Annotated in this window: 11 protein-coding genes; 2 read left to right on the top strand and 9 right to left on the bottom strand. The window is 39.9% G+C overall.

Annotated elements, in window-relative coordinates; genetic code table 11:
* Positions 1–3 precede the first annotated feature (3 nt).
* The 7 genes from PL11201_RS07005 to PL11201_RS07035 form a co-directional block, all read right to left on the bottom strand.
* Positions 4–5,799 carry a trifunctional serine/threonine-protein kinase/ATP-binding protein/sensor histidine kinase gene (locus PL11201_RS07005; RefSeq protein ID WP_079677857.1) on the bottom strand — a complete coding sequence of 1,932 codons (5,796 nt, stop codon included), beginning with the start codon at positions 5,797–5,799 and terminating at the stop codon, positions 4–6.
* A 269-nt stretch (positions 5,800–6,068) separates the two neighbouring features.
* Entirely contained in the window at positions 6,069–7,001 is a 933-nt protein-coding gene (locus tag PL11201_RS07010) for a class I SAM-dependent methyltransferase (protein WP_079677858.1), read from the bottom strand.
* A 108-nt stretch (positions 7,002–7,109) separates the two neighbouring features.
* Entirely contained in the window at positions 7,110–7,586 is a 477-nt protein-coding gene (locus PL11201_RS07015) for a GNAT family N-acetyltransferase (protein ID WP_079677859.1), read from the bottom strand.
* Between the two features lie 267 nt (positions 7,587–7,853).
* Entirely contained in the window at positions 7,854–8,138 is a 285-nt protein-coding gene (gene rpmA / locus PL11201_RS07020; RefSeq protein WP_079677860.1) for a 50S ribosomal protein L27, read from the bottom strand.
* A gap of 54 nt (positions 8,139–8,192) precedes the next feature.
* Entirely contained in the window at positions 8,193–8,567 is a 375-nt protein-coding gene (rplU, locus tag PL11201_RS07025) for a 50S ribosomal protein L21 (protein ID WP_079677861.1), read from the bottom strand.
* A gap of 251 nt (positions 8,568–8,818) precedes the next feature.
* Positions 8,819–9,253, bottom strand: coding sequence for a hypothetical protein (locus PL11201_RS07030; RefSeq protein ID WP_079677862.1), 435 nt, complete (start codon positions 9,251–9,253; stop codon positions 8,819–8,821).
* 269 nt (positions 9,254–9,522) lie between these two features.
* Positions 9,523–11,178 (bottom strand): CapA family protein, encoded by a 1,656-nt coding sequence (locus tag PL11201_RS07035; RefSeq protein ID WP_079677863.1) that lies wholly within the window; start codon positions 11,176–11,178, stop codon positions 9,523–9,525.
* A gap of 203 nt (positions 11,179–11,381) precedes the next feature.
* Between PL11201_RS07035 and rfbB the strand changes: the two genes are divergently transcribed.
* Entirely contained in the window at positions 11,382–12,485 is a 1,104-nt protein-coding gene (gene rfbB / locus PL11201_RS07040; RefSeq protein ID WP_079677864.1) for a dTDP-glucose 4,6-dehydratase, read from the top strand.
* A gap of 128 nt (positions 12,486–12,613) precedes the next feature.
* On the opposite strand, the gene PL11201_RS07045 is transcribed toward rfbB, so the two are convergent.
* Entirely contained in the window at positions 12,614–13,594 is a 981-nt protein-coding gene (locus PL11201_RS07045; RefSeq protein WP_079677865.1) for an ABC transporter ATP-binding protein, read from the bottom strand.
* A 346-nt stretch (positions 13,595–13,940) separates the two neighbouring features.
* Between PL11201_RS07045 and PL11201_RS07050 the strand changes: the two genes are divergently transcribed.
* The gene (locus tag PL11201_RS07050) at positions 13,941–14,696 is read left to right on the top strand and encodes a 1-acyl-sn-glycerol-3-phosphate acyltransferase (RefSeq protein ID WP_144017682.1); all 756 of its coding nucleotides are present in this window, start codon (positions 13,941–13,943) and stop codon (positions 14,694–14,696) included.
* Between the two features lie 138 nt (positions 14,697–14,834).
* Here the strand turns inward: PL11201_RS07050 and PL11201_RS07055 are convergent, their stop codons facing one another.
* On the bottom strand, positions 14,835–17,444 hold the full coding sequence (locus tag PL11201_RS07055) for an MASE1 domain-containing protein (RefSeq protein ID WP_079677866.1): 2,610 nt from the start codon (positions 17,442–17,444) through the stop codon (positions 14,835–14,837).
* Between the last annotated feature and the right edge of the window lie 220 nt (positions 17,445–17,664).

A 17,664-nucleotide genomic window follows, 5' to 3' on the forward strand; every position in this document is an offset into this window, starting at 1 on the left:
AGATTAACAAGGAATTGAAATCATGAATTCCGTACCTTCACCCAGACTTGAACTTAACTCTATTATACCAGAGTGTTTTTCCACAATAATCTGTCGAGCGATCGCCAATCCTAAACCCGTACCTTTACCTACTTCTTTAGTGGTAAACAAATGATCAAATACCTGTTCCTGAACCTCTGGACTCATGCCAATACCATTATCTTTAATCCGTATAATTACCTGTTTTTGATCCTGAGATAACTCAGTTTTAATTATAATTTGATTATTAATCTCCCCATAACTCTGTCCTTGATTCGATTGTTCTAAAGCATCGATCGCATTACTTAAAATATTCATAAACACCTGATTCAGTTGTCCCGCGTAACATTGGAATTGGGGCAAACTGCCATAATCCTTAATTACTTGAATTTCCGGGCGTTTCTCATTGGCTTTGAGGCGATGTTTGAGAATCATCAAGGTGCTATCAATGCCATCATGAATATTACAGGCAATGGGGTGATCGCTATCCCCACGGGAAAAGGTTCTGAGGCTAACACTCATATCTTGAATTCGCTTCACCCCTTCCCGCATCGAACCGATTAATTTTGGTAAATCTTCCCTGATATAATCGAGATCAATCGCTTCTATTTCCGCTTGAATTTCTGCATCCGGTTGGGAGTATTTTTTCTGATATAAATTAATTAACTCTAACAGGTCTTTGATATAATTCAGGATGGGTGGAATATTGCACTTGAGAAAACTCACGGGATTATTAATTTCATGGGCAACCCCGGCTACTAAATTTCCTAAAGCCGACATTTTTTCGTTCTGCACCAGTTGGAGTTGCATGGTTTGTAGTTCTTGTAGCGTTCTCTCCAATTCCTGAGATTTTTGTCGGAGATTATCTTCCGCCCGTTTGCGAGCATCAATATCGGTGCAAGTACCAATCCATTCTTTCACACTCCCGTCTGTGCTGAGGATCGGAACCCCTTGAACATCAAAATAACGGTAAATGCCATCAGCCCCTCGAATGCGGTACTGAGTTCGGTATATACTCTTGGTTTCAATGGCCTGAAGCCAAAGTTTAGTAGTATGCTCAAGATCATCGGGATGTAGAGCATTTAGCCATCCGGTTCCCTGGACTTCTTCCTGGGTCTGTCCCGTATAGGCAATCCAGTGGACGGTATCGAGGTTTTCCCCTTCAGAGTTTGCCAGCCAGATAATCTGGGAAGTGGCGGTTGCTAGATAGCGATAGCGAGATTCACTAACTTGAAGTTTCTCTAAAGATTGTTCTAGCTGTTGAGCATAGGTTTGGGATTCTTGATAGAGTCGGCCATTTTCTAGGGAAATTGCCGCTTGGGAACAGAGGAATTTGAGTAATTCGACACGATCGCTGGTAAATGCACCGACGGCTAAATTATTTTCTAAATATAAAATCCCAATTAACTGACCTTGATGGATAATGGGAACACAAATAATACTTTTTGGGCGATTTTTTTGAATATAAGGATCGGCGATAAAGCGATTACTAATTCTGGCATCTGTTAGGACTAGCGGTTTTAAATTTCTCTTAACATTATTAATCACCGTAATCGGTACTTCTAAGCTCAACTCTAAAGCCACGGAGGATAGGATTTGGGGTGATTTCCCATCTTCTAAGAGGGCAGCTACTTTGAATACTTCCTCTTGTTTAAGCAGTAATACACCCTTATTTGCACCCGCATTAGTAATTACGATTTCTAATAGAGTCACCAGGAGTTTTTTAAGTTCAATTTCGCTAGAAATAGCCTGAGAGGCTTTGAGTAAAGTTGTTAAATCCAGAACTTCAGACATACTACTCGAACTATAAGTAGACATCTTTACCCCTTGGGTGATAGTTTCTTCTAATAAATCCGCCGGGCGAGATTGTTGCAGAATCGGCATCAGCAATTCAGGATAGCATTTTTCTAAATCAGCAACTTTGGCTTTAGCTCCCCATTTGGCATAACAATAATAGGCTTCTGTGCAATATCCAGCTGCCACTTTTTCCTTACCCCAAGCGAGATAAAATTGAGCCGCCAGTTCATTTCCTATAGCTTCTCCTTGAATCGATTCATTGACTTTAGCGGCCGTAATCGCCTGATCATAATCCTCTATTGCCTGGGCAAAATTGCCAGAAATCCGATCTATTTCTGCATTGACTAAACTGGATAAATGTAAGAAATTAACCGGATTATTATGTGACCAAATTCCGAGTTGTTGCCGATACCTAGAAATTTTATCCCAACAGTCTTGTTTTTGGTTTTCTGGGAGGGTGGGATAACGTTTAATTAATAACAGGGCATGAATAAAACAATGGTGAACATAGGGTAACAACCCTTGGGGTGCTACATTAATAATTTCGGCATCCGCTTGCTCACTGTAATAAAATGCTTTTTCAAACTGTTCATGAACAAATAGTAATTGGCTTTTCAAGATATTGAAAATACAAATCACTTGCCAATTTTTATGGTCATGACATTGCTGCAAATAATCCGATTCCTTAAGATTAGGTGTATTTCCAATCCATTCCGCTAAGAGAATTTGACCCCCCAGAAATAAATCAATCGCCCACTGATTTTTATATTTCTGACTAAAAGTTAAGGATTCTGTAATTTCACGCAGAAGTTGTTCCAGGAAAACACTTTGATAAAACCGACAATACATATTATGCCCAAAGGCATAGGCAGCATATTGCAAATTACTCGACTCTAAACCAACTCGATAGGATGAGAGATAATCTTCACTGGCAATTTTTAGCGGATGTGACCAATGTCTTAAGGAACTTCCAATCATCAAATAAGCCACACTTTCGGCGGATTTATTATTAAAAATTTGCATTAAATCGAGGGTGACATCAATTAATTGGTTCGTATTTTCATAATGATTCAACGCATAGCCCCGTAAGCCTCCAAAGGCAGGATAAATATATCCAATCTCCGGTGTATTGCCATATTTCAAGCACAAATTGACGGCTTTTGCACAGATTACCGACCATAATCTTTGATGGGAACGATAGGTGGGTGGCCCCATGGCAATTAATAATTTGATTGCCATTTTTGGTTCTATTTCTGTCATAATCGGTAAATGAACCAAGTCAGAAAATTGGCGATTTTTTAAGGCTTCTTGTACCAGGAAAAGTTCGGAATCTCGCACCCTATCCAAATTTTCTTCTGGCAAATCAATATTTACTAAAGCCAGGGCTTGACGACCCGCTTTAATTGCTTCTGGATACTTGGCTTGCATCGTATATTGAACAATAGCCATATTATAAATTTCGGCTTTTTCTAGGGGCAATTTTGCCTGGTTTAAAGCCTCTTGCAGCCAGTGTTCTGCTGAGTCAAAGTTTCCTTTAAAATACTCAAGTTCGGCTCGTTCTTTAAATAAGCTTAGGCTCAAATCATAATGGTTTTCCCAAGCATCCGTGGGTAAAAGTTCCATTGCCGTTGCAATATAGTTAAAGGCATCAGAATAGGCGGTCGAGGCCTTAGCCTTCATTCCGGCGAGTAAATTTAGTCTAGCTAATTCTTCTTTTTGACGGGCTTGAGTGATTAAGCCCTTGCCAATGTTTAAGTGATTAACAATTTCAAAAATTCGTTCTTCTCGTTCTACTAAAGAGAAATTTTGTAACAGCAATGTTCCAATATTAAAATGAGTGGTTTGTTTTTCTTCTGGGGCAATTAAACAATAGGCTGCTTGTTGAACCCGGTCATGTAAAAATCGATAGGTCGGATTCATTGACGTATTCAGGGCTTCTTCTCTATCGGTTTCAGTAAAGAATTTATAGATTTTGGTAGTCGGAATGACTAAACCTTTTTGTAATGCTTCCCATAAAGTCTTTGCCGTTGTTGCGGCTGATTTCTCACTGATAATACCCAGGGTATTCAAATCAAATTCAGCCCCAATACAAGCGGCTAATTTCAGAACTTCTTGGGTATCCGTTGCTAATTTCTGTAATTGCCATGCCATAAATTCCACCACATCATCGGTGAGAGATAGGGCTTCAACTTGGGCAATATCACATTGCCAATACCGAGTTTCCCAATTAAAGCTAATCAACCTTTCACTATGCAAAACCTTGAGAAACTGAGTGGTAAAAAAAGGATTTCCCTGGGTTTTTTGATAGATTAATTTTGTTAACGGTTGGGCAAGGGGTAATTCACAATTAATGGTATCGGCTACCAAATGATTGAGATGAGGTTGGGTTAACGGGGGTAAAGTGATGGTATTAATAGTTGCTCCCGTTTTGAGCATTTCATTAACCGTTAAAATGAAAGGATGGACGGGAGAAACTTCATTATCTCGATAGGCTCCTAAGATTAATAAATAGCCTAAGCTATCTTGCATTAATAATTTGAGTAAATTCAAGGAAGCGGAATCTGACCATTGTAAGTCATCTAAAAAGAGGACGAGGGGATGTTCTTGGCGGGTGAAGACCTGGACAAATTTTTGAAACAGTAAATTAAAGCGATTCTGGGCGGCTGTACCGGATAATTCCAGGGCGGGGGGCTGTTTCCCGATGATATTTTCTAACTCGGGAATTACCTCAATTAAAACTTGTCCGTTTTCGCCAATGGCTTCTATAATTTTTGTTTTCCAAGTTTGAATTTTGGGATCGGATTCTGATAATAACTGCCCCATTAAGTCTCGGAATGCTTGTACAAAAGCCCCTAGGGGAATCTGTTGATTAAATTGATCATATTTGCCTTTAATAAAATAGCCCCGTTGTCGGACAATCGGTTTATGAACTTCGTTAATTACGGCGGTTTTGCCAATACCAGAAAACCCTGCCACTAGCATCATTTCTGTGCTATTAATATTAACTCGCTCAAAGGCATCAAGGAGTTGCTTGACTTCCTGTTCTCGACCATAGAGTTTTTCGGGTATAATAAAGTGATCGCTAATATCTTGCTGACCAATTTCAAAGGTATCAATCTGACCAGTGGTTTGCAATTGAGTCAAACAAATCTCTAAATCATGCTTAATTCCCAAGGCACTTTGATAACGGTCTTCGGCATTTTTTGCCATTAATTTACCGATAATTTCTGACAAAACCATCGGAATATTGGGGTTAATTTTATGAAGGGGTATGGGTTTTTTGGCGAGATGACAATGGACTAATTCCATGACATCGGCGGATTCAAAGGGAGGTTTTCCGGTTAATAATTGATAGCAGGTGACCCCCAAGGAATAAAAGTCACTCCGATAATCGATGCCTCGATTCATCCGTCCGGTTTGTTCGGGGGAAATATAGGTTAATGTCCCTTCTAAAATATTGGGATTCTGAATTTCTTGGGTTTCTCTCGGCAGCAGGGAAGAAATGCTAAAATCAATTAATTTAACCTGTTTAGTTTCGGGGTTAATTAGAATATTAGCGGGTTTAATATCTTTATGAATGACTCGATTTTGATAGAGATAATGTAGTGTTTCTGTAAGTTTGATCGTAATTTCGAGAAACTCTATTAAGGGTAAGAATTTATAGGAGTGACTTTTATCGGTGGTAATATCCAGATATTGACAGAGGGAAATACCCCCAAAGTCTTCCATGACTAAAGCATAACTATTGTGATAGGCGTGGAGACTCAGGGGTTTGATAATATAGAGAAAATCAAGATTTTTGGCGATGGTATATTGATTGCGAAATTGCACAAGTTCGCTGAAATTGGGGTATTCATTTCGCAGAATTTTGATCACGACAGTTACTTGGTCACAATTACGGATACCGCGATAGACTCGGGTGTGCGTACTGGTGTACAATTCTTCCGTGATTTGATAATCGGGTAAATTAGTAACAATATCCATAACCTAAAAGCCTCTTTTTTGTCTTTAATAGTCTAGTTTTGGGAATATTGATATCGCTACCCGTGCAATCAATATTCACAACCAATATATTCTGGTAAAAATGATGATGAATTAGGTAGAAACCAGAATTGATTCTGGTTACATTAATCATAACAAAGTGGCTATCGGTGCTTCCCCCTATTTCCTACAAATAGAGGTTTAAATCTCTTGAATGATTAGACAGCTTTTTGTTAATATTATGGTCTCTCCTCTATTTGTCGTGAATGCTCTTAAACTGACCCAACCGAGGCAATAATAGTCCGGTGACGAGGGCTATTAAAATTAACTGTAGGAGGTTGAAATCCGGCATCTATGATGGCTTGTTCTATGTCTAAGGTGAAATATTCATCTAAATAGGGTTCTGTACTTTTTAACAAGGTGAAAATATAAGGGGGCATTTTCTTGAACATTTCCGATTTCGGGTTCATATCCATAATCGCTAGATGACCCCCTGGACGCAACAACCGCCGCGCTTCTTGCAAGATTTCACGGGTGGGAGATTGGGGTAATTCGTGACAAATTAAACACAGGGAAACTAAGTCAAAAGAGCCACTGGGTAAACCCGTTGATTCTGCCGTTGCGTGAATCCATTTAGGGGTATATTTCAAATTAGATTGTTTTTGTGTATTATAAGTGGCGATCGCTAAAAAATAAGGCGATAGATCAACACCAGTGATCTGAGCTTCTGGATAAATTTCTTGCAGGGCAAAGGTACTCATTCCTACACTACATCCCAAATCCACAATATCCTGGGGAGGAATGGGCAATTGGGCTTTTAAAAGGTCATGATAACTTCGGCGGAGTTTGGCATCCCCCTTAGCCCCGGCTTCTGGCCAGATTTTAGCATGAACTGCATAGGCCGCCACTTCCACTTCCACGGCGGCTTGCCAACTTAGGTTTCCCGAATCATAAGCGTGGAAAGAAGTCAGATAATAATTAGGATATTGCAGATGGGGGTTTTGGACTTGGGTTAGTTCCCCATCCCAATTCCGGGATAAAAGGGTTTGGGTCTGTTGTCTCCAAGGAACTCCCATCGCTTCAGCCCGTTTAATCATCATTTGTCGGGCTTGGTGTTTAGCAAAATTGCTTAAGGGTTTAACGGCTAAAATCCCATTAATGAAGCGGGACATCAATTCCGGTTCCGAGGTTGTACTGACCGCCATGATTTTGATATCTGATGGATGACTATTCAATCTTCTAGTGTTCCATAATTGGGGATTTTTGTCACCCACAAGGGATGTCAGGGCGAGAAGACCTCGCCCCTAGCAAGCTCAAGGACGAACCGTTGTTAATTCTATTTTTTGACTATTCATTTCTAAGGGTTGATTATTCAAAACCATTGTAGTTGTTGAATTATATTCAAACCCAATCCGTTCATAAAATTTTTGTTGATGGGTTGTCATCAAATAAATTCGTTCAACTCGACACATTTTAGGATGACTTAATACCGTTTGAACTAATTTTCGGCCTAATCCACTCCCTTGATAATTCGGATGAATCACCACATCCCAAATACTGGCTCGATAAATACCATCGGAGGTAGCCCGAGCAAATCCAATCATTTGTTTATAATCCCAGACTGTAACTACAGGCTCGCTATTCTCAATTGCAATTTTTAGATCTTCTTGACTTCGATTTTCTGCCCAAAATGCAGCAATTTGAAATAGATTTTGCAGTTGGTTTAAATCAATCTTTGAACGAGAATCATCAAAGAGAATATGATGGTTGTCTGGTGAGATGTTTTTCATATACAATAATCCTTCAAATTATTTTGAGCAACTGATAAATACCCATGACTGTCGTGAGAATATGAAATTTTAACTCATTCAGTTGTATTAACTGAAACACTAAAATATTTAACATATTATAGTTAATAAAATGTGTGGCGAATTTAACAAAATCTCAAAAAACACTGGCTTTTTTCTCGGGTTGCTTGGATTAAGCTCTGTATTTTTTAATAAAAAACGGGCTAATCTAGCCCGCTTCAGAATTCAATAAAATCAGGTTTTTATTAATTAAGCTTCAACGGCTACAGGTTCAGCCTCAATCGCAGGATAAACGCTAATTTTTTGACGAGTTTTGCCTTTACGTTCAAAGCGAACTATACCATCAACTTTAGCGAATAAGGTATCATCACTGCCGATACCCACGTTATTACCCGGGTGGAATTTGCACCCCCGTTGACGCACTAAAATATTACCTGCGCGCACCACTTGACCGCCAAAACGCTTGACACCCAAGCGCTGGGCATTAGAGTCACGACCGTTACGAGTGCTACCCGTACCTTTCTTATGAGCCATTTTATTCTCCTAATTAAATGATCAGTATTTCAGATATTCAATCACAATCTAATTTTATGCTTCTGTTGTTGCAGGTTCTGCGGGTTTTTCTTCCCGCTTCGCCACCACAGACCCATTCAGACTAATAGATTCAATCATCAAACGGGTAATTTCTTGACGATGACCTTGTTTTTTGCGGGTTTTCTTTTTCGGACGCATTTTATAAACGATGATTTTGCGTCCCCGCAGATGGCGCAGTACAGTCCCTTCAACGGTGGCCCCATTCACTAAGGGCTGACCAATTTGAACTTCACCATCATGATTGACTAACAGAACTTTATCAATGATAACTTGTTCATTTTCATCGACGGGTAACAGTTCAATATCGTAGAAACGACCGGGTTCTACTTTGATTTGTTTACCGCCTGTTTCAATAATTGCGTAAGTCATGTATTTTGGGTTAAGGTTGCCGTACAGGTAGCTCAACGGGTCAGAGTGTTTTCACTTTCCCCGAGTTTTGAGCCTTTGCCATGTCTGCACCTGTTCCGAGCAAGGTTTAGACACAATCTCCTATTATCGTTGATGACTGGTATTTCTGTCAAGTCCAAAACCGTAGTAAGCCCTGAAGGGCTTCAACTCCCCAACCGTAGTAAGCCCTTCAGGGCTTCCCCCAACCATCAACAACAATTACAGGAAATTAATTAACTCTCACTTTTGCTAACCGTTGGATTCGGTATTTTTTCAGAAGATTGCTCAGGAAATAGGGTGTCAATATCAATTGCTCCATAGCCTTTTGTCGCTAATAAATTCAGCATTGAACCCAATTGAAACCAAATTAATAATGCAGTCGGAATCACCACCACCAAACCCATAACTACCGCAATCCAATAGACGCCGATAAAGACCGCTAAACTCGAACTTACGGAGACTAGAATTAATAAGGTCATCCCCAAATAAGCAATAATTAAATTGGGGGTTTTATAATTAATAGAAGTTGTGGGTTGAGAGCTATCACTCCAGAGAGAAACCCTATATTCTAACATATCTTTAAAAATAATACCCCATAACACTGCTAAGACTGTTGAAGCAACAACCACAATATAAATCGGCGAAACGACGTTAAGTTCAGGCATCATATTAATGGCAAGGATAGATGATTTTTTACAATTCGTTACATAGTATAGCAGAAATCAGTTATCAGTCATCAGTTAACAGTTATCAGTGTAGAGACGTGCCATGGCGCGTCTCTACCAGTGCATCAGTTGACAGTAAAGAGTTCATTGTTAATATTTGTAGGCTAATAACTGTTAACTGGTACGGGCTGGTTTATCGAGATGCGCGGTGATTAACTCATATCTAAAAGAACCCGCCTCTACAACTGTTAACTGATAACTGATAACTGATTTTAGGGTTTTCTAATTAAAATCTGTCCATTATTATCAATTTTTAAAGGCGTTTTAGGAAAATCTTTTTGGGTGAGATTGCGAATTAAACTAATACTTTTATTACGATTATCTAAATTAGGAATCCCTTGGGAATTTAACTGAACAGGAATAATTTTACCTTCAATAAAATCCCCTTGAGGATTAACTTTCGCTTCCAAAATCAAAGAATATCCTAACTCCCCACTGGTTGATAAGGTTCGATATCCCATAAAATTCCCGAGGGAATAAGCAATTAATTTCCCTTTATATAACTCTAACGCCCTCGGAACATGGGGGCCATGACCTAAAATTAAATCCGCTCCAGCATCAATCATACTATGGGCAAAAAGCACTAAATTTCCGCGATTTTCTCCATAGAAATATTCGGTTTTATTCCTGACATTTAAAGCTCCAGTTCCTTCCGCCCCACCATGAAAAGAAATTACCACAAAATCGGCATTTTTTTGAGCTTGTGTAACTAACTTTTTCCCCGCTTCAATATCACTTAAATTATTATGATAATCATAATTGCTAAACCCAACAAATGCCAGCTTTATTCCTTTTACTTCATGATAAACAATCTTTCCTTTTTCCCCGACTGCCTTAATTCCTGTTGTTTTAATATTTTGAATCGTATCTTTAAAACCTGCCTCAAAAAAATCAAAGGAATGATTATTGGCAACATTTAAAATGCTAAATCCGGCATCCTTAAGTAAAGCCTTATATTCGGGAGGAGTCCGAAAAGCAAAGACTAACCCGCGACCGATATTTTTAGCACTATTAGGATATTGAGTTAAAGTGCTTTCAAAATTGCCAAACACAATATCCCCTTTCAATTCCGATTTAACCCCGGCAAATAAAGCGGTTTTGTTAGCGGATAATTTATTAGAGGGATAATTAGTCCCAGGAATGATATCACCGACGGCCCGAATCGTAATTTGTAAATCAGGATTAATCGGATTTTCTAGGGTTTTTAGGGTTAATTTAGAGACTTTATTTAGATTTTTTATGGTTGCAGTTTTAGAAATTGGATTCGGTTTAGAAACGGTTGCCGTTGACAAGGAAAAGGCGGGAATTTGAGCTAAACTTGAAGATATACCCTGGGGAATTTCCGTTAAAAAAGTATTAATTTTTTCTTGATTTTGATTGACTATAATTCCAGATAGGGGCAAAACCATTAAACTAACGGAACCTACAATTAACCAAGGCTTAGAAACAGAAACTTGCGGTTTAGGAAGGGCAACTTTTAGGGCAGGAAAGGTTAGTTTAGGAAAGGATAACCCTATCTTCTGATTTTTTGGAGGTTTTGGAGGTTTTGGAGATTTTAGAGGTTCTGGGATAAATTCCTGCAAGACTAGGGTTTGTGTCCAGCCGGATTTTTTTTGACCGCGACGGGTTCCAGAAATTGTCACCGACCCAATCACAGAGGATTGTAACCGCATTAACCCATTTTGGACAACCCGAACACTCCCTTGAATATCGGGAAGTTGTTCAGACACCAAAACGACCTGGAGATGGTGGTCTTGACGAGTCACCTTAGCGGTCACTCCTTTGGATTGTAACGCTTGGTTGATTAAAATTGCGATCGCTTTGGGATCACCAGTTTTTGCCAAGGCGATAGTCTGATAGTCGCTCACTCCGCTTTCCTCACAGCCACTTCAATATCATAGGATTAACTGGTATTTTAGGGTCAATAACCTACTTTCGATTTTTTTAGCGAACTTTCCCTTAGCACTCCACCGGGAGCGAGTACAATGATCAAGAGTTTATCGGATCAGGGCTTGAAACAGAATTTTCAGTATTATTTTTATAGGTAGGCAGATCTTGGGAGGATATAACCTTGGCCGTTCAGTATAGTTACGATAACACGAGCAACCGTTCACCCCATTGCATTCTAATTACCGGGGGGGCGGGGTTTATTGGCTCAAACTTTGTCCATCATTGGTTTAGCGCCTATCCCGATGACCGAATTGTGGTTTTAGATGCGCTGACCTATGCGGGAAATTTGCAAAATATTGTCAGTTTGGAACATAACCCTAATTTTCGGTTTGTGCAAGGGGATATTTGCGATCGCCCTTTAATTGATAGTTTATTGAAAGAAGAACAGATCAATACTATTGCCCATTTTGCCGCAGAATCCCACGTTGATCGGTCAATTATTGGCCCCGGTGCCTTTGTGCAAACCAATGTAGTCGGGACATTTACCCTGTTAGAAGCCTTTCGTCAATATTGGATAGCCCAGGGTCAGCCCGAACATTATCGGTTTCTGCACGTTTCCACCGATGAAGTTTATGGAAGTCTGGGCCCAAATGATCATGCGTTTACCGAACAGACTCCCTATACTCCTAATAGCCCCTATTCTGCCTCCAAAGCGGGCAGTGATCATTTAGCTCGCGCCTATTATCATACCTACGGAATGCCGACAATTATTACTAATTGTTCTAATAATTATGGCCCCTATCATTATCCTGAAAAACTGATTCCGTTAATGTGTATTAATGCTTTATTAGGAAAACCCCTTCCGGTTTATGGCGATGGTCAAAATGTCCGAGATTGGTTGTATGTTTTAGATCATTGTCGGGCTTTAGATGCGGTGATTCATAATGGAAGAATTGGAGAAACTTATAATATTGGGGGAAATAATGAAGTTAAGAATATTGATTTAGTTAAAATGTTATGTCGGATTATGGATGAATTGGCTGTTCATCTGCCTGTAAAACCCTCTAATCAATTAATTACCTTTGTTAAAGATAGGGCTGGACATGATCGACGCTATGCCATTGATGCGACTAAAATTAAAACGGAATTAGGCTGGGCTCCGTTAGTTACTGTGGAAGAAGGGTTACGTCAAACTATTGGCTGGTATTTGACCCATCGCAGTTGGTGGGAACCTTTATTATCAGAAGAATATCAAGCTTATTATCGTCAAGTCTACCCGTCTTAAACCAGGTAGGGGTTGGGAGACCCAACCCTGTTGATATTCAGCCAGCCCTACTTAAAAGTAGGGGATTTGTACAAGGAATGATTGAAACTTTGTGGCTGGTGCCGTTTGGTGTAACTGAAATCTTACCTTTAACCACTGGCATGAATTCCCCTTTCTTTTAACTTTTGCATAAAGAATTCTTCTAAGGTTAATCGAGATAAATTCAAACTCAATAGTTGAGCATTCATTTCTTTCAATACTAGAAAAAATTCCTCTGGCTCACCCTTCAAATGTCCCTCCCAAGAATCTTGATCCCTTTCTAAATCCGATATCCAATTTTGCAGAATATTAATATCTCCTCCTTTTCCCTTAACAACATAAGTTTGAGTTGTTCCCAATAAATCATCCAAAGAACCCATACTAATTAATTCACCTTCTGCTAAAATAGCAATGCGATCGCAAATTTTTTCCACATCGGATAAAACATGACTATTAAAAAAAACAGTTCTATTTTGTGCTTTTAAAGATAAGATAATTTCTCTAATTTGATACCGTCCCATCGGGTCAAGTCCTGACATCGGTTCATCTAAAAACACCACTTCAGGATCATTAATTAAAGCTTGCGCCATTCCCACCCGTTGTAACATTCCCTTAGAATATTGGCGCATTTGTTTTTTAATGGCGGCGGTTTTTGCTAACCCGACTAAATCTAATAATTGGGGAATGCGTTGACGTTGAATAGATTTCGGAATTTGAAACAGTCCGGCGGCAAATTCTAAAAATTCCCATCCCGTAAGATGATCATAAAAATAGGGATTTTCTGGTAAATATCCTACTCGTTGTTTAACATGGCGATCGCCAATGGGTTTACCTAATAATAGACCTGATCCAGAGGTCGGGCGAACAATGCCTAATAAGGTTTTTAATAATGTGGTTTTCCCTGCCCCATTTTGTCCTAATAAACCAAAGGTTTCTCCCGCATGAATGCTTAAAGTACAGCTTTTTAAGGATTCAATCTTTTGATTCATCCAAAAACCCGTGCGATAAAATTTTCCCAAATTATGCGTTTCCACCACCTGGTTTAACGGAGGAATTGAAGCTGAATCTTTGACCTCAATAGCCGAATTCATAAGCGTTACGGATTAGATACAATATTTAGGCGGTTATATTCTATTTTAATACAACAGAAGAAATTCGTAGTAAGCCCTTTAGGGCTATTCTTAGGGCTTTGGCCCTCACTACGAGGTGAAATCTTTTTGCCCATTGCCCATTGCCCATTGCCCATTCCCTGCTTTTTTGTGGTTTAATTAAGATCGAATTTCCTCAAAACCAGAGTATCTTGACGGAGGCAAAGTTTACCGTTTCGTGATCTTTAACCCCTTCTTCAACAGTCATCCATCTCCTAACCCAAGCGAGAATCCCCGTTTCACCGGTTGGTCATTACAGGATCGTGATCCCGAATATATCCGATCTCTGATGCCGTTTTTGGGTTGGTTCTATGACCATTATTTTCAAGTCCAAACCTCCGGCTGGGAGAATCTCCCGCCCCAACATAAGATGTTGTTGGTGGGTTCCCATAACGGTGGTTTAGCCGCCCCGGATATGTTTATGGGGTTATACGCTTGGTGTCGTCACTTCGGAACCGAAAGATTACTTTATGGTCTCATGCACCCGAAAGTCTGGCAGGTGGCTCCAGAAGTAGCCGCTTCAGCCGTGCGTTCCGGGGCTGTTATCGCCCATCCGCGCATGGGAATGGCGGCTTTGCGACAGAATGCGACGGTGTTGGTGTATCCGGGCGGGGGTGAGGATGTATTTCGTCCCCATACGTTACGCAACCAAATTCATTTCGCTGGTCGTAAAGGGTTTATTAAGTTAGCCCTGCGGGAGAAAGCCCCCATTGTTCCGGTGATTTCATCGGGTGCCCACGATACTCTGATTGTGCTGGCGGATATTTACGACTGGGTAAAACAACTACACAACTTGGGAATGCCTTGGTTATTGGATCTCGACCCAGAGGTATTTCCGATTTATTTGGGGTTGCCTTGGGGTGTGGGAATTGGGCCTTTACCGAATTTTCCGCTTCCGGCAAAAATCAAGATTCACATTTGTCCAGCGATTGAATTTGAACGCTATGGACGAGACGCGGCCAATGACCGGGAGTATGTTGATGTTTGTTATCAACAGGTGAAAACAGCAATGCAACGGGAACTTGATGATTTAGTTATGCGGTAAAATTCCCTTTAGCAACGGTAATTCAGTACAGTTATTAGTATATTAACTCTTAAACTGATCACTGGTACGGGCGGGTTCTGTTAGATTTTTGTGAGTTACCTAAATCTTGATGAACCCGCCCCTACAACTGATGACTGATTATTGGGGTAAACAACGCAGGATTTTAGGAAGTTTCATCGTGAAGGTAGACCCTTTGCCTAACTCACTAATTACGGATAAATCACCTCCCATCATTTGACATAATTTTTGAGTAATGGTTAACCCTAAACCCGTACCTCCATAACGGCGAGTTGTGCTTTCATCCGCTTGAGTAAAGGGATTAAAAACCGTTGCTAACTGTTTAGGACTCATGCCAATTCCATTATCTATCACTTGAAAAATAATCACCGTTGAACAGCTTTTCGGAACATCAGGAAGACAACAAGCACTACTCGTTAGTTCTTCATTAACCATGATAAATTCTGGCTCTAGTATAGAATCTATATTTAGATTAACCCTGTCTACTTTTTCTTGCCAAACCTTTAAAGTCACCTGACCATTTTCTGTGAATTTGCAGGCATTACTGAGGAGATTTAATAAACATTGACGAACTTTTGTTAAGTCGGTGTGCATAAAATCTACATTCTCTGCCACCTCTAGGATAAACTGATTAGAATTCTTATCCGCAGCCGGATTAACAGTGGTTTCCACTTCCCAAAGTAAGGTCGAAACTTTAAAGGTTTCTAAATGAAAATTCATCCGACCCGCTTCAATTTTGGAGAAATCCAGAATTTCACTAATCAAAGTTAATAAATGTTGCCCGGCTACATAAATATTTTTTAAATCTCCTACAAATTCATCTTGATGTAACTCTTGAGCATCTTCTATTAATAATTCACTATAACCTAAAATTGCATTGAGGGGAGTCCTAAGTTCATGGCTCATATTGGCTAAAAATAAACTTTTAGCATGGTTAGCGGTTTCGGCAGCTTCCTTAGCCATTTTCAATTCCTCCGCCTGTTGACGCTCCGTAATATCATTAGCCATCATCAATAAACAGGAAATTCCCCCTAAATCAATTAATTCAATAGACACTAACCAATTTCTAATTATTCCTGATTTTTGGCGAATTTTTAACTCAACATTACTAATTTGATTTTGACTTTTTAATTGTTTTTTAAGTTGCAGATGTTGTTGAGAATCAACCCACAGATTCAGTTGTTCTGGGGTGTGGTTCAGCACCTGCTCTCGCCCCCAACCAATTTGACGTAAAAAACTATCATTGACATCTAAAAATAGTTCATCAGCCAGGGTCATAATACTAATCCCAACGGGACTGGCACTAAAGGTTTTTGAAAATCTTTCCTCACTAGCTCGTAAAGCAATTTCTGCCTGTTTCCGGTCTGTAATATCTTGAATTGTGCTAGTGATATGACTAGGAGTAATTACCGCCTGTTCAAAAACAATCCGTTCCTCACCGGAGGCTAATTTCAACCGATAATCAATACAATAAGGTTTTTGTTGAAATAAGGCTTGATCCAAGTAACTTTGCACATAACTGCGATCTTCAGGATGAACAAATTCCAAAAATTGGGGAAAACTTGGTTTCACAGATTTAGCCGTTGTGTCTAAAATTCGATAGAGTTCGTCCGACCAAAATAATTCATAGCTGCTAATTTTCAGATCCCAATGACCCAACTTAGCAATCCGTTGAGCATTTGCTAAACTGGTTTCACTGTTTCTCAGGCGAGTTTCCGCTTGTTGACGTTCTGTAACCGTGGCGGCTAAAACTAACCCCGTAATTGCCATAATCAGGATAAAGGCTTGTAGAGAAAAAATTTGGGGGGTATCCGTACTGCGACTAATAAAAGGCCCACTCCCCCGTACTACTCCCCAAACCGCAAAACTGGCTGTGATCAAATGACCAATGACCGTTCCCCGTTGACCAAATCGTAAGGAAGCCCAAACAAAAAACGGAAAGGGCAAATATTCCAGGGGAAAACCAATAAATGCCGACCGAGTTCGAGAACAAAATACAAACCAATTTAAGCCCAATAACAGGAACAACCAAACCCCAACTTCTAACTGACGTAACCAAAAATTCCCAGGAGAGCGTTCAGAAAGGCGTAATCTGGTTGTACCCAGGGATAAACTTTGGGATAAGGCGTTGAGAAAAGACCAGACCGGGGAAGTAGGAGTTTGACAGCGATAGTAATACCTTTGAAATTCGCTACCCCAGGTTAATAATACCGGGGTTATAACTAATACCCCAGTAGCACTTCCTAGCCACCCACCAATCCAAATTTGGGTAAAATCTTCCCAGGGTAGCCAACCACTCAAACAGGCTATGAGAACAGTAAGAGTGGGATTAATCAGGGTAGCAATTGTCCCCGCTAAAATAATTAGTCCCAGAACATCTTTGAGGTGTTTGAGTTGGGGAGAAAATTCAAGGCGATGGAGCAATTTACTAACTAAACAGGCTTGTAACGTCACACCACAACTAGACAGTATCACCACAAACACAGGCATTTGGTCAATGGCAATTAGGGAAAAAAACGCCCCCAGGGCAATTGCTGGCCAATATCGATAACCACACAACAGAACAATTCCCTGGGCGACCCCCGCATTCGGCCAGAATAGGGCTGGGGTGGAACCCAAGATTAAATATTCAACCGTCACCTTGCCAACTATCCAGTAGCATACTGTAATCAAACTAACTATAACTAAGTATCGGCTACTTGTAACATGGGCGCGTTCAAGGAATTTCATTTTAGTTGTGAGTAAGCTGATCATAAATATCAGTGGTAGAGATTATTTTTGATCACCACTTCAATCTTAATTTCTGTATATAATTAACGCAGATTTTCCGTAAATACACTGATTGTTTGAGAAAATCGAGTTATTTAAAAACTATGGCAGCCATAGTTTTTATCCTAAACTCTCCCTGGATCATTTTTATTTTAACAGATCTAATCGGAGAAATAGACTA

Source organism: Planktothrix sp. PCC 11201, assembly GCF_900009135.1.
Taxonomy (GTDB): Bacteria; Cyanobacteriota; Cyanobacteriia; order Cyanobacteriales; family Microcoleaceae; genus Planktothrix.

What these genes read in the sequence shown, in the direction of transcription:
- PL11201_RS07010 (WP_079677858.1), bottom strand. Translation starts at nt 7,001, where the DNA reads ATGGCGGTCAGTACAACCTCGGAACCGGAATTGATGTCCCGCTTCATT.
- PL11201_RS07055 (WP_079677866.1), bottom strand. Translation starts at nt 17,444, where the DNA reads ATGAAATTCCTTGAACGCGCCCATGTTACAAGTAGCCGATACTTAGTT.
- rplU (WP_079677861.1), bottom strand. Translation starts at nt 8,567, where the DNA reads ATGACTTACGCAATTATTGAAACAGGCGGTAAACAAATCAAAGTAGAA.
- PL11201_RS07015 (WP_079677859.1), bottom strand. Translation starts at nt 7,586, where the DNA reads ATGAAAAACATCTCACCAGACAACCATCATATTCTCTTTGATGATTCT.
- rpmA (WP_079677860.1), bottom strand. Translation starts at nt 8,138, where the DNA reads ATGGCTCATAAGAAAGGTACGGGTAGCACTCGTAACGGTCGTGACTCT.
- PL11201_RS07030 (WP_079677862.1), bottom strand. Translation starts at nt 9,253, where the DNA reads ATGATGCCTGAACTTAACGTCGTTTCGCCGATTTATATTGTGGTTGTT.
- PL11201_RS07045 (WP_079677865.1), bottom strand. Translation starts at nt 13,594, where the DNA reads ATGAATTCGGCTATTGAGGTCAAAGATTCAGCTTCAATTCCTCCGTTA.
- PL11201_RS07005 (WP_079677857.1), bottom strand. Translation starts at nt 5,799, where the DNA reads ATGGATATTGTTACTAATTTACCCGATTATCAAATCACGGAAGAATTG.
- PL11201_RS07050 (WP_144017682.1), top strand. Translation starts at nt 13,941, where the DNA reads ATGCCGTTTTTGGGTTGGTTCTATGACCATTATTTTCAAGTCCAAACC.